General features: G+C 53.2%; 17 protein-coding genes. 9 read left to right on the top strand and 8 right to left on the bottom strand.

Going from position 1 to position 12434, the window contains the following annotated elements:
* The first annotated feature begins 186 nt into the window (after window positions 1-186).
* From EVJ28_RS03780 to EVJ28_RS03770, 3 genes are all read left to right on the top strand, one after another.
* On the top strand, window positions 187-951 hold the full coding sequence (locus EVJ28_RS03780) for a TrmH family RNA methyltransferase (protein WP_131488030.1): 765 nt from the start codon (window positions 187-189) through the stop codon (window positions 949-951).
* 58 nt (window positions 952-1009) lie between these two features.
* The gene (locus EVJ28_RS03775) at window positions 1010-1465 is read left to right on the top strand and encodes a GNAT family N-acetyltransferase (RefSeq protein ID WP_236634030.1); all 456 of its coding nucleotides are present in this window, start codon (window positions 1010-1012) and stop codon (window positions 1463-1465) included.
* A gap of 90 nt (window positions 1466-1555) precedes the next feature.
* Complete coding sequence (locus EVJ28_RS03770; RefSeq protein ID WP_131457908.1) at window positions 1556-2059, top strand: hypothetical protein; 504 nt, start codon at window positions 1556-1558, stop codon at window positions 2057-2059.
* Window positions 2060-2093: 34 nt separating this feature from the next.
* On the opposite strand, the gene EVJ28_RS03765 is transcribed toward EVJ28_RS03770, so the two are convergent.
* Window positions 2094-2603: a hypothetical protein gene (locus EVJ28_RS03765; RefSeq protein WP_131457907.1), complete on the bottom strand. Its 510-nt coding sequence runs from the start codon at window positions 2601-2603 to the stop codon at window positions 2094-2096.
* A 115-nt stretch (window positions 2604-2718) separates the two neighbouring features.
* On the opposite strand from EVJ28_RS03765, the gene EVJ28_RS03760 reads away from it, so the two are divergent.
* The gene (locus EVJ28_RS03760) at window positions 2719-3375 is read left to right on the top strand and encodes a TVP38/TMEM64 family protein (RefSeq protein WP_131457906.1); all 657 of its coding nucleotides are present in this window, start codon (window positions 2719-2721) and stop codon (window positions 3373-3375) included.
* Window positions 3376-3406: 31 nt separating this feature from the next.
* On the opposite strand, the gene queF is transcribed toward EVJ28_RS03760, so the two are convergent.
* From queF to queC, 4 genes are read right to left on the bottom strand one after another with little or no spacing between them, the layout of a single operon-like run.
* Window positions 3407-3895, bottom strand: coding sequence for a preQ(1) synthase (gene queF / locus EVJ28_RS03755; RefSeq protein ID WP_070328325.1), 489 nt, complete (start codon window positions 3893-3895; stop codon window positions 3407-3409).
* Window positions 3896-3908: 13 nt separating this feature from the next.
* On the bottom strand, window positions 3909-4619 hold the full coding sequence (gene queE, locus EVJ28_RS03750) for a 7-carboxy-7-deazaguanine synthase QueE (protein WP_131457905.1): 711 nt from the start codon (window positions 4617-4619) through the stop codon (window positions 3909-3911).
* Window positions 4601-5059 (bottom strand): 6-carboxytetrahydropterin synthase QueD, encoded by a 459-nt coding sequence (queD, locus tag EVJ28_RS03745; RefSeq protein ID WP_131457904.1) that lies wholly within the window; start codon window positions 5057-5059, stop codon window positions 4601-4603. Before queD ends, queE begins: the two co-directional genes overlap by 19 nt.
* Window positions 5056-5700, bottom strand: a complete 645-nt coding sequence (gene queC, locus EVJ28_RS03740; protein ID WP_035386372.1) for a 7-cyano-7-deazaguanine synthase QueC — start codon at window positions 5698-5700, stop codon at window positions 5056-5058. Before queC ends, queD begins: the two co-directional genes overlap by 4 nt.
* A gap of 208 nt (window positions 5701-5908) precedes the next feature.
* Between queC and nhaC the strand changes: the two genes are divergently transcribed.
* The 4 genes from nhaC to EVJ28_RS03720 all read left to right on the top strand — a co-directional run bounded on the left by nhaC (window position 5909) and on the right by EVJ28_RS03720 (window position 9528).
* The gene (nhaC, locus tag EVJ28_RS03735) at window positions 5909-7285 is read left to right on the top strand and encodes a Na+/H+ antiporter NhaC (RefSeq protein ID WP_131457903.1); all 1377 of its coding nucleotides are present in this window, start codon (window positions 5909-5911) and stop codon (window positions 7283-7285) included.
* An 80-nt stretch (window positions 7286-7365) separates the two neighbouring features.
* Window positions 7366-7956, top strand: coding sequence for a DNA-3-methyladenine glycosylase (locus EVJ28_RS03730; protein ID WP_131469332.1), 591 nt, complete (start codon window positions 7366-7368; stop codon window positions 7954-7956).
* A 71-nt stretch (window positions 7957-8027) separates the two neighbouring features.
* Window positions 8028-8540, top strand: a complete 513-nt coding sequence (locus tag EVJ28_RS03725) for a type 1 glutamine amidotransferase domain-containing protein (RefSeq protein WP_131457901.1) — start codon at window positions 8028-8030, stop codon at window positions 8538-8540.
* A 154-nt stretch (window positions 8541-8694) separates the two neighbouring features.
* On the top strand, window positions 8695-9528 hold the full coding sequence (locus EVJ28_RS03720) for an undecaprenyl-diphosphate phosphatase (RefSeq protein ID WP_070328320.1): 834 nt from the start codon (window positions 8695-8697) through the stop codon (window positions 9526-9528).
* Between the two features lie 166 nt (window positions 9529-9694).
* Here the strand turns inward: EVJ28_RS03720 and bshB2 are convergent, their stop codons facing one another.
* From bshB2 to pdxK, 3 genes are read right to left on the bottom strand one after another with little or no spacing between them, the layout of a single operon-like run.
* Window positions 9695-10348, bottom strand: coding sequence for a bacillithiol biosynthesis deacetylase BshB2 (gene bshB2 / locus EVJ28_RS03715; protein ID WP_131457900.1), 654 nt, complete (start codon window positions 10346-10348; stop codon window positions 9695-9697).
* Window positions 10345-10716: a YojF family protein gene (locus tag EVJ28_RS03710; protein ID WP_016509734.1), complete on the bottom strand. Its 372-nt coding sequence runs from the start codon at window positions 10714-10716 to the stop codon at window positions 10345-10347. Before EVJ28_RS03710 ends, bshB2 begins: the two co-directional genes overlap by 4 nt.
* A gap of 56 nt (window positions 10717-10772) precedes the next feature.
* A complete protein-coding gene (pdxK, locus tag EVJ28_RS03705; protein ID WP_071398865.1) occupies window positions 10773-11597 on the bottom strand; it encodes a pyridoxine/pyridoxal/pyridoxamine kinase in 825 nt (274 codons plus the stop codon).
* A 186-nt stretch (window positions 11598-11783) separates the two neighbouring features.
* Here pdxK and cbpA point away from each other — a divergent pair, with 186 nt between their 5' ends.
* On the top strand, window positions 11784-12419 hold the full coding sequence (gene cbpA / locus EVJ28_RS03700; protein ID WP_070328318.1) for a cyclic di-AMP binding protein CbpA: 636 nt from the start codon (window positions 11784-11786) through the stop codon (window positions 12417-12419).
* Window positions 12420-12434 lie beyond the last annotated feature (15 nt).

Here is a 12434-nt window from a genome sequence, read left to right as displayed (position 1 = left end):
TGTTAAGAACGGCTGCTGATGCAACCGCTTGCATTAATGATTGTAATCGATTGCATAAATTTGTGCAACCGGTTTCCTAAAATTCATAAATTTTCATGGAAGGATGAAAATACGCTGTTTTACGACGTCGCTTGTCAGTCGAAACGAATCCCGCTAAAATACTAGAGGTTGAAAGGGGCGAGAAGAATGGGATGGAGACAGACGACATCAGCATTGTCACAAGAAGAGCAGGCCACGTTGCTTGAAGAGTTGTTACGAACGGGCGTGATGAAAGAAGAGGATCGGCTCTTGTTCTCGATGCTCATGCCAGACCGCGTCAAGCGGATGCAAGACGTATTGAACACGCGGACGAATCACATCACGGTATTGACCGAGGGCGTTGACGATCCGCACAATCAGTCGGCCGTATTGCGTTCGGCGGACGCGTTCGGTGTGCAGACGCTGCACGTCGTCGAGGGACGGGCCAAGTTCAAACCGAACTCGATTATCGCCAAGAGTGCCGATCGCTGGGTCGACGTCGTCGAACACGCTTCAATTGAGGAAGCGATCGATCAGTTGAAAGCGGACGGCTATCAAATACTCGCGACGGCGCTCAGCGAAGAGGCGATCCCGCTCGAAGACGTCGACGTGTCAAAACCGACCGTGCTCTTGTTCGGGAACGAGCATCACGGTGTGTCGGAGCAGGCACTCGCGAAAGCGGACGGGAATTACGTCATCCCGATGCAAGGTTATGTCCAAAGTTTAAATATCTCGGTCGCTGCCACCATCTCGCTCTATGACGTGACGACGCGGGCCCGTCATATCGTGACGGAAGGATACGGACTATCGATCGAGGACAAACAACGTGTGTTCAAAAACTGGATGGTACGGAGCCTCCCGAAACGTTCGCTCGGGGTGTACAAACAAAAAGGTTTGAACGCATTTGAGCGAGAAACAGGAAAATCCGAGTAGATGGCGAAATAAACAGGCGTACGAGTAACTTGTCCATATTTCGAAAGGGGATGGAAAGATGAGTACGACCAGTTCATTTATCGTGAAAGATGTGACGACGAACTTTAACGAGTTTGAAGAGGAATTCTTCAACCTGTATCGCCATCTGTACGGCGACATCGACCAACTTCGTTTTAAAGAACGACTGTACCGCCATGCCAACCCGCTCGTGTTACTCGCATTTTCTGACGACCGGCCCGTCGGATTCAAGATCGGCTATGAGGCTGAGCCATATCGCTTCTATAGCTGGGCCGGCGGCGTGCATCCTGAGTTTCAAAAGTACGGGATCGGCCGCAAGTTGATGGATACGCAACTCGAATGGGTGAAAGCGCAAGGGTTCCACTCGATTCGGACGAAAGCGCGCAACACGAACAAAGGCGTTATCATTTTGAACCTGTTGTGCGGCTACGACATCATGGGGGCGTACACGGAAGATGGCGCACCGCGCATCATGATGGAGAAACAATTGAACTGACCGATGAGCCGTGGCGCATGCCACGGCTTTTTCGTGAAGATGAAACCAAATGGAATCACGTTCGTATTATAGAAAAAAGGGGGAGACATCATGGTCCATACGTTTGCATTCGGGGAAGAAATATACATCGATTCGACAGGGATGGGAGATTCGTTTTTTAGTGGGATGTTCAGTATTTTCCCGATTTTTATTATCGGCATTCTAACCGTGATTATAATCGCTATTATAAGCATGATTCGCCAAGTGACGAAGACGAAGGGTCTATTGAAAGATATGCAACGCTTCGCGACGGAGCTCGCCGACCATCCGGACGACGAGGCGGCGAACCGGCTCGCGGATTATTTGCGGGACGTGGCGTCGTTCCCGGTCGATCGGACATACATGGAGCCGTTCCGGGTCGCACTCGGCAGCTATCAGTTGGTTATGGAGTCGCCGCATGTGAACGATGGGACGAAGGAGCGGGTCGACCGCCAATACAAGCGGCTCGGCATTTTAGACGGGGAGAAGTTCGCCGATGAGCCGGCGCCGAGACGTCGTTCTGGTTCGCACCATCATGACCACCACAATCATCATAACGACCATCATCACATGTAAAACGCGCCGGGAAGGTCCCGGCGCGTTTTACAACTTACATATATCGGCTCGCATCAAAATCGATTTCGGTCCGGTGATTGGCCGCATCGATAGCGCTTGAGATACGGTTGGCCCGTTTCTCGACGTCGAGCGCCTTCAGACGGTACAGTTCCGGATCATAAAGCGCGTGCTTGATGACAGAAGTGCCTTCACCGTGACCCGATTGAAATTCGCGTTTCGGACGTTCGGCCAAGTCTTGATACATCCGAGCCTGAGCTCGCAACTGAACGGCGAACTCAATCGCCTCGACGAGCGGGAGCGGTCCATCGTTCGTCTCGATGACGGTATGCAAGTGCGCTTCACAGACAAGGCGGTCGAGACGACGCATGTCGGTCCGAATCGATTGGAGCTCGACCTCGATATCCTCGAGCGAGCGGGATTGGATCGTCGGGAGCGGCTCATCCTTCTCGAGCTCGATGAACGCGACCCGTTCGACTTCTTGTAACAACTTATCAATCTGCTTCAAGAGCAGGTGTTTCAATTTGATGGCATCTGCCAGGTACATTGGGATTCCTCCTTCTGCTTTTTCTAACCGTACCACACTGTGATTCCTAAAAAAAGGAAGGCGTTACTTTTTCGAGGTGAGGCGATATGATGAAAGAAAGAGGGGAGGTCGACCGATGAACAAGTGGAAAACACAATGGGTCATTGCCGTCGTTTTGCTCGTATTCGGGACAGCGACGTTTCTCTATCAGTGGATCGACTTGCGACCGGGGGAGATCCGAGATTATATCGTTCAATTCGGTTGGCTCGCCCCGCTCATTTATATTTTATTGTTCACCGTTCGCCCGTTGATTTTATTTCCGACGTCCGTCTTGTCGGTTGCGGGCGGGTTGGCGTTCGGGACGCTGCCCGGTGTCGTCTATACGGTCATCGGCGCCACGCTCAGCGCACTCGTCGCTTATTATGTAGCGGTTCGCTTCGGGGACCGGTTTCTGCGCCATTTCGAATCGAGCGATTATGAGAAGATTCAGCACAAAATCGAAGAAGACGGATTCTTTTACGTCTTGATCTTACGATTGATCCCGCTCGTCAACTTTGATTTGGTCAGTTATGCCTCAGGTTTGGCGAAAGTGCGACTCCCGGCTTATGTCTTCGCGACCTCGGTCGGTATGATTCCAGGGGCGTTCGCTAATAATTTTCTCGGTAGTAGCCTCGCGAGCGGGGATATGAAGCTGGTCATCCTCGCACTCTTCGTCTTTGTCGTGTTGACACTCGTCGCGACCGTGTTCCGCGAACCGATCAAGCAACAAATCAATCGTTACAAAAAGAAGTAGGCGCTCAATTGGATGAGCGCCTACTTTTTGCTTAACGGTTGTCGACCGTCTCAGGGTACAAGTCGTGGTTGAACAGGCGATGTTCGGCCATTTGCTCGTACTTCGTGCCCGGCTTGCCGTAGTTGTAGTACGGGTCGATCGAGATGCCGCCGCGGGGCGTGAACTTGCCCCACACTTCAAGGTAGCGCGGTTCCATCAGCTTGACGAGATCTTTCCCGATGACGTTGATGCAGTTTTCGTGGAAGTCGCCGTGGTTACGGAAGCTGAATAAATAAAGCTTGAGTGACTTCGACTCGACGAGTTTCTCGTCCGGGATGTACGAGATGTAGATCGTCGCAAAGTCCGGCTGATTCGTGATCGGACAGAGCGATGTGAATTCCGGTGCGTTGAACTTCACGAAATAATCGTTTTCCGGATGCCGGTTCGGGAACGCCTCGAGCACGTCTGGGGCGTATTCAAAAATGTATGGGACGCTCTTCTGGCCGAGGAGCGACAAGTCTTGTAAGTCTTCTGGTCTCATAGATATCTTCTCCTTAGACGCCACGTTCGTTGGCGTACAGTAATGTGTGTAGCTGCGGCAAGACACGGACGCTTTGCCATGACGGGTCACGCGCGACGTCTTCCCACAACTCTTTCAAACGTCTGAGCTGCGCGTCGGTGATGTCACCGTCCGCCCCGGGCTCAGGGTTGCCGGCCGACAAGTACATGACGTCCGGGGTGTAGCGGGTTTGGACGTCTTTCGCATAGGCGAGATCGACTTCGTCGAACACGGCGATTTTGAACGTCGTCTGTTCGGGACGCAGCCGTTCGACGATGGCGTCGAGTTTTTCCCAATCGGTCGTCATGCCGGACGACGGTGGTTTCGGGCTGAGCGTCACGTCGTCGATGTCTTGGAGCCAGTCTTGATACCGGCTACCTTGTGTCTCGACGGCGAGCTTGACGCCGCGCGCCTTCAACTTTTCGACCAAATCTTTCATACCGGCGATGAGGAGCGGGTTGCCGCCTGAGATCGTGACGTAATCGTACATTCCGAGCACGTCGAGACGCACGATGATGTCATCAGCCGTCAGCATGTCGGGTTTTTCCGAACCGTCCCAGGTGAAGGCGGAGTCGCACCAGGCGCAGCGATAATCGCAACCGGCGGTCCGGACGAACATCGTCTTCTGTCCGATGGCACGGCCTTCACCTTGAAACGTCGGTCCGAACACTTCGAGGACAGGGATCTTCATTCGTCCACCAGCCATTCACGTCGGAACTCGGCGTATGACGTCGGTGTCTCATAAAGGCGGACGAATTCGACGCGGACGTCGCGTTCGTCAGGCAAGTGCTTAGCGAGCTGATCGAAAATCCAATAGCACATGTTTTCTGCTGTCGTATTCATATATGGAAGGGACTCATTTAAATAGCGGTGGTCGAGATACGGTTCGAGCTCTTCTTTAAAGATGGCTTTCAAGTCACCGAAGTCGAGCGTCATCCCGCGATTATCGAGGAAACCGCTGATCCCCATTTGAAGTTTGTACGTATGTCCGTGGAGCGCTCGGCACTTCCCATCGTAATCAAACAAGTGATGGGCCGCATCGAACGTCACTTCTTTGACGATTTGGACGCGGTGCGGGCAGTAGATGAGCGAGCCGTCTTGTTTGGCCTCGACGCTCGTCGGGGCGAGGAATGGGGCGTGTTTCATACGCGTACCTCCTCGTATGCAGCGAGCCCGTTTTGACGGAGCACACACGCCGGACATTCGCCGCAGCCTGAACCGAGCACACCGTTATAGCAGGTAAGGGTCCGCTCTTTGATGAAGTCGAACGCACCGAGCCGGTCCGCGAGTTCCCACGTCTGCTTTTTATCGAGCCACATGAGCGGCGTATCGATGACGAACGGGTAGTCCATCGCCAAGTTGAGCGTCACGTTCAATGATTTGACGAATTGGTCGCGACAGTCCGGGTAGCCCGAGAAGTCGGTTTCACAGACGCCGGTGATGATGTGATGCATACCGAGTTGTTTGGCCATGACGGCCGCAAAGGATAAGAATAAATGGTTGCGTCCATCGACGAACGTATTTGGGACGTCCGCATTGTCGATGTCGAGATCATGTCTCGTCAACGCGTTTGAGGTGAGTTGTCCGAGTAAGGACAAATCGAGGATGTGGTGCGGGACATCGAGTTCGGCCGCAATCTCTTTCGCGACCTCGATTTCCGCGTCATGGCGCTGCCCGTAGGCGAACGTCACGGCTTCCACATGAGAGAATTGTTGTTTTGCCCAAAACAGGCAAGTGGTTGAATCTTGACCGCCACTGAAGACGACCAATGCTTTTTCGTGTTGCAACGTGCACACTTCCTTTTTCGCTAGTTTTGATGTCGGAGGAGGTTACGAACTCCGGAGGTCACCCTCGAGCGTTTACTTTACCATAAAAAGACGTTTGACAGGGAAAAGAGAAGTAGGTATAGTAAAGAACATCACTGACATACTTTCATGCATAAAAGCGTTTAAGCGGTTAGGTAGAAAATAATGGAACTGAAAGGAGGGGACGTCGATGCAGATGAAAGGGAAAGAGGCTGTATTCGTCGTGCTGATGAGCGGGATTTCCTTGCTCGCACTGATGTTTTTGGCCAAAGCGACGCCACATATGGCGATCTTTGGCACAATGGTACTAATAGGGGGTTACGCGTATTATCGTACGCGCGACTTTAAACGCATCGAGACCGCGATGATCAACGGGATTCGTGAAGCGATTATGCCGATCATGATTTTATTGTTGATCGGGATGCTGATCGGAGTATGGCAAATGTCCGGTACGGTGGCGACGATCCTCTCCATCGGTTTAAATACAATCTCAGCCCAGTGGTTCTTACCGAGCGTGTTGCTCATCACGATGATCGTCTCGACGTTCACAGGGAGTGCCTTCACGACGGTCGGTACCGTCGGGGTCGCCTTGTTCGGGATCGGGATGGCACTCGGGATTTCCCCGGCGCTCGCCGCCGGAGCCATCGTGTCAGGTGCGCTCTTCGGTGATAAGATGAGCCCGCTATCGGATACGACGAATTTTGCGCCAGCTGTCGCCGGTGTCAAACTGTTCGATCATATCCGCTTCATGATGGGGACGACCGTTCCCGCATTTTTGATCACACTCATCCTGTTCACAGTTCTCGGACGGAGCGGTCAAGCGGCTGACACGACGCAAATTGCGGAAGCACAGACGGCACTCGCCGGACGGTTCAACTTGTCATGGTTGACACTGCTCGCACCGGTCCTCGTCGCCGTGCTCGCCTTCCGTCGGATGCCGGTATTGCCGACGATGCTCGTCGGGATGTTTGCCGGTGTATTGACGGCCGGTTTCGTCCAAGGTAACTGGAACGTCTCGAACTGGTTCGGTGTCATGCAGGCCGGATTCAAGTCGGGCGTCGAGAACGAGACGATCGCGGCCGTGCTCGACCGCGGTGGCCTCGAATCGATGCTTTGGTCGGTCAGCCTCGTGTTGATTGCCCTCGCCTTCGGTGGACTGCTCCGTGAACTCGGTGTGTTCCAAGCAATCGTCGATGCGTTACTAGAGCGTCTGAAGTCGCCAGGCAGCTCGGTGCTGTCGGTCGTGCTCAGCTCGATCGGCGTCAACTTGCTCGCCGGCGAGCAGTACTTGTCGATCTTGCTCCCGGGACAAGCGTTCAAACAAGGGTTTATCGACCGCGGCATCGACCCGCGTTACTTGTCGCGTGCGCTTGAAGACGGCGGGACGGTCATCAACCCGCTCATTCCTTGGGGTGTGTCCGGTGCCTTCTTCGCCGCCACGCTCGGCGTGCCGGTGCTCGAGTACGCACCGTTCGCGTTCTTCCTTTGGCTCAGCCCGATCTTCTCAATCGTGCTCGGTTACGTGAAGTTGGGGAAGCAGCGTGATGCGATCAAGCTCGCATCGTAATGAAAGTGATGTCCTGAACGCGTTCAGGGCATCTTTTTTGTGTCGCCAAGCCTCGTTTGAGAAAATAAGGACGAGGAGGGATGACGATGAAACGGCTCGACCCATCATTTTATGAACAACCGACGCTCGAACTGGCCCGGTCGTTGCTCGGGCACTATCTCGTCCATGATCATCTCGACGGACAGATCATTGGCAAAATTGTCGAGACGGAGGCGTATCTCGGGGCGGTCGATCAGGCAGCCCACAGTTTTGGCGGCAGACGGACGAATCGGACCGAAATCATGTTCGGGCAGTCTGGACATGTGTACACGTATCAAATGCACACGCATACGCTCTTGAACGTCGTCAGCGGTCCGATTGGCTCACCGGAAGCCGTGTTGATCCGGGCGATCGAACCCGTCGCCGGGCAGGAGTTGATCGAATTCAATCGTCCTGGCATCAAACGGTTCGACCGGACGAACGGACCCGGTAAACTGACGAAGGCGCTCGGGATCACGATGGACTTATACGGACACTCGCTCCAACACGAACCGCTCTACATTGTCGAAGGGGACGGCGTGAACACAATCGAGGCCGGTCCGCGCATCGGCATCCCGAACAGCGGCGAGGCGCGTGACTATGCGTACCGCTTCTTCGAGCGGGACAATCCGTACGTCTCGAAATTCCGCTGAATGTTTAATGGCCGGTGACGGGTGGAACAGTCCCTATGTGCGTAAAACAAAAAATAGGGAGTGTTTCCGATATGGCAAAAGTAGCAACGCTCATCACGGATATGTTTGAAGACGTAGAGTTCACAGGTCCACGCGACGCATTGGTGGAAGCGGGGCACGAAGTTGTCACGATCGAAAAGGCAGCCGGTCACACCGTCGAAGGCAAACAAGGCGAGGCGAAAGTCACGATCGACAAAAGTGTCGACGATGTGTCGCCAGAAGACTTTGACGCTCTGCTCTTACCAGGCGGATTCTCACCTGACTTGTTGCGCGAAGACGAACGTTTCGTCCAGTTCGCGAAAGCGTTCATGGATGCGAACAAACCCGTATTCGCCATCTGTCACGGGCCGCAACTGTTGATCACGGCGAAGACGCTCGAAGGCCGCGACGCGACCGGCTATAAGTCGATCAAAGTCGACATGGAGTATGCCGGTGCGAAGTATGCCGACAAAGAAGTCGTCGTCTGCCAAGATCAGCTCGTCACGAGCCGTCAACCGGACGACATTCCGGCGTTTAACCGTGAGATGCTCAACCTATTAAAATAATCTATCGGCCACGGACATGTTCCGTGGCTTTTTTATGTACATGAGGGGAAAGGGGGCATTTCACTGCGCCCTCTTTTTTACGTCTCAAGACCGAGAGAGAACGTCGTCCCGTCCGTGTATGATAAAAAGCAATACTGGAGTAGGGGACAATGCAATGGAATGGTATGAATTATTCATCGGTTTTTTATTAGGCGTCGTCGAAGGATTGACGGAATTCGCGCCTGTCTCTTCAACCGGACATATGATCTTGGTCGACGATATTTGGCTCAACTCGAGTCGTTTTCTAGGTCAAGAAGTAGCCAACACGTTCAAGATCGTGATTCAGCTCGGTTCGATCTTAGCGGTCATCGTCGTTTTCAGGAGTCGGTTCAAAGCGTTATTGAATCCGAAAGAATTGCTCGCGATTCGACACGAAGGGCCGACGAAAAAGTTGAACCTGCTACATATCTTTATCGGTCTGCTCCCGGCGGCCGTGCTCGGACTCATGTTTGAGGACTACATCGACACGCATCTGTTTTCGATTAAGACGGTATTGATCGGACTCGTCATCGGTGCGTTCTTCATGATTGCCGCCGACTTGTCCGGCGTGAAACGACAGACGACGCCGACACTCGACGACATCACATACAAACAAGCGCTTGGAGTCGGCTTGATTCAATGTTTCTCGCTTTGGCCAGGCTTTTCACGTTCGGGCTCGACCATTTCGGGCGGAGTGTTGCTCGGGATGAGTCACCGGGCTGCGGCCGACTTCACGTTCATCATGGCCGTCCCGATCATGTTCGGGGCGAGCGCGCTCTCGCTTTACAGCAAGTGGAGCTATTTCACGGTCGACACGCTGCCTGTTTTCCTGATCGGTTTCGTCAGCGCGTTCTTGTTCGCGTTGCTGTCGATCAAATTCTTTTTGAAGTTGATCAACAAAGTGAAACTGACGCCGTTCGCGATTTACCGGCTCGTCTTGGCTGCCGTTATCTACGTCTTGTACTTTTAATAAAAATAACGCGTGTTCGCACACGCGTTATTGAAACTTATTACTCATTCAGTTCGTAAAACCAAGTAGAGGTGAGAACATGGGACATATCGTCGTCGTGCTAGGAACGTTGATCGGGTTAGGGACTGTAGGTTTGTTGCTGTATATGACGCGTTACGCGTTTGAATCATGAGAACGGATAATGATAGAAGCGCTCACGTTGGAGTAACTCCATGACGTGGGCGTTTTCTGCGTTGTCGATTGCACGGAGCAACCCTTCCGTCTGTGAACGGTGGGCGAGCAACGCCTCACGTTTGGCGGCACTCTCCTGACCGACTTCGATGAGGACGTGAGGTTTGCCGAGCTCATCTTCCGTCCGGTGATCGAAAGCGACACCTAAAAATTCGGGACGCTTCGCTTCGTCCATCTCTTGGAGCGCCCGGACGACCGCTCGTGCCGTCGCCTCATGATCGGGATGGACGGCATAGCCTGGATAAAATGAGATGACGCGGGTCGGTTTCACTTCGGCGATCAACTTGCTGAAGCGATTCGTCAGTTCGGTCTCGTCTTCGAATTCGACGGTCTTGTCGCGCAGTCCCCACATCCGGAGATCGTCGATGCCCATGACGGCACAGGCGTCCTCGAGCTCGCGTTTACGGATTCTTGGCAGTTCTTCACGTGTCGTGAAGATTGGCGAGCCCATATTACGGCCCATCTCACCAAGTGTCAGACAGACGTATGTGACGGGGAAGCCGTTCTTCTGATGTTGAAGGATCGTTCCGGCCGAGCTGAACGCCTCGTCGTCCGGGTGTGGGAAAATAACAAGTAACGGTCCGTTCATTGGCTGTCCACCTCCGATGCTCCTTGCGGGAGCGGTTTGACGTCTAGATGCAGCGCGCAGGCGAGGCGTCCGAGACGGTCGTGCCCGGCGAGCAGCAACTGTTCACCGTGTTGTTCGAAATCGGTCAATCCTTCGACGTAGAGCCAACCGTGATCGAGCTTTAGTCCGACTCGATACGGTCCGTCTCCTTTGATTTGACCGATGCTGTACTCGATCACGACGTTACGGATAAACATCCCGGCGTTATGGAAATCGGGATCGTTATGCGTGGCGTAAGCGCCGTTCGTCGTCTCGACGTGAGCGTATAACGGCGTCGACACGTGTGCGTTTAAATACGTTTGAATCGTTTCAGGTTGAATCGGTTTCACGCTAGTCTCCTCCAATGGCAATAATGACCCAGGACGTTCGCCCCGGGCCACCTTGTTTATGATTGTGTTGCTAGTTTTTGACGATAACCGGTATGGTTCGTCGGCCCAACGTATTGGTTGAGGCGGAACGAGTGACGGACCGCTTCGGTGATGAACTCTTTCCCGATGCGAATCGACTCGTCGACGGAATGTCCGTTCGCGAGTGATGCGGCGATGGCTGAAGAGAACGTGCAACCGCCACCGTGCGTGAAAGCAGGTTCGATCTTTTCACTTTCGAGCAGACGGTACTCGTTACCGTCATAGAGGACGTCGAACGCCGTGTCGAACCCAAGTTTTCCGCCGACTTTAACGATGACGATTTCAGCCCCGAGCTCATGGATCAAGCGTGCGGCTTCTTTGATTTCTTCCATCGTCGACGGTGTCTTGTCGAGGCCAGCGAGCATACGCGCTTCGAACAAGTTCGGCGTGATGATTTTGGCGACAGGGACGAGATATTTGCGCATCGCGACGGCGACGTCCGGGTTGAGGATCTCGTCGGCGCCCTTACAAGCCATGACCGGGTCGACGACTGCGTTTTGAATGCCGTACTCTTTAATTTTACGAGCCGCGAGCTCGATGATTTCTGGCGTCGGGAGCATCCCTGTCTTGACGGCATCGACGCCGATTCCGGCGAGGACGGTGTCAATCTGCTTCTCGATCAACGTCGTATCGATCGGGAAGACTTCATGGTGCCAAGCGTTATGCGGGTTTTGGGCCACGATGACCGTGAGTGCGGTCATGCCATACACACCGAGCTCTTCCATCGTCTTCAAGTCAGCTTGAATGCCTGCACCGCCACTCGTATCTGAACCAGCGATCGTTAATGCTTTTTTCATCGTCATAGTCGTTCAATCCCCTTTGTCTGTTTGGATAGTTTCACTATAACGACTTTTAGGCGTTACGACAAATCCCATGACCGCCAAAGGTTGAATCGAAGTTTTGAAAAAGATGGCAGGATTTCAATCATATTTGGGGAATAGTAATGAATAGGGTGTAGACCACTTTCAATTTGCTAGGAGGAAAACCGCATGTTAGTGCATAGCTTATGCATTCCAAAAAAAGACGTCGTCACAATCAGTGAAAAGGCGACGTTACGTGAAGCGCTCGATACGCTTGAAAAGACAGGATACCGCTGTGTCCCTGTCCTCGATGAGACGGGAATATTTTTCCGCGGTAACATTTATAAGATGCATATTTACCGTCACGGAATGAGTGGCGCGAGCCTTGACGACAACGTCATGGAATTGATTAAAAATACGCAGAAATACGTCCACGAGTCGGACGGATTCTTCAAAGTCTTCTTCTCGATCAAAGAGTTACCGTATATCGCGGTCCTAAAAGACGAGAGCAATGAATTTTACGGCATTTTGCCACACGGGAAGATGCTCGGCATGCTCGAAGAGGCGTGGAGCCGTGACACAGGCAGCTACGTCGTCACGATCGCACTCAGCGAGCAGGTAGGTGCGCTCGAGAAAATCACGAAAGTCGTCAGCAAATACTCGTCAATCGCGAGTTTGATGACGCTCGACGCGAAGAGTAAAGTCCTTCGCCGTGTCTTGATCACGTTGCCGCCTGACTGTGATGAGCCGAAGAAAGACAAGATCGTCGCCAAACTCGAACAAAAAGGGTTCCGCGTCGTCGAAGTCGAAAACTTGAACAACTGACGAAAGACCTTCCTC

The sequence above is a fragment of the Exiguobacterium sp. SH3S3 genome, assembly GCF_004337115.1.
Lineage (GTDB): Bacteria > Bacillota > Bacilli > Exiguobacteriales > Exiguobacteriaceae > Exiguobacterium > Exiguobacterium aurantiacum_A.
This window is presented reverse-complemented; position numbering and strand designations above follow the sequence as displayed.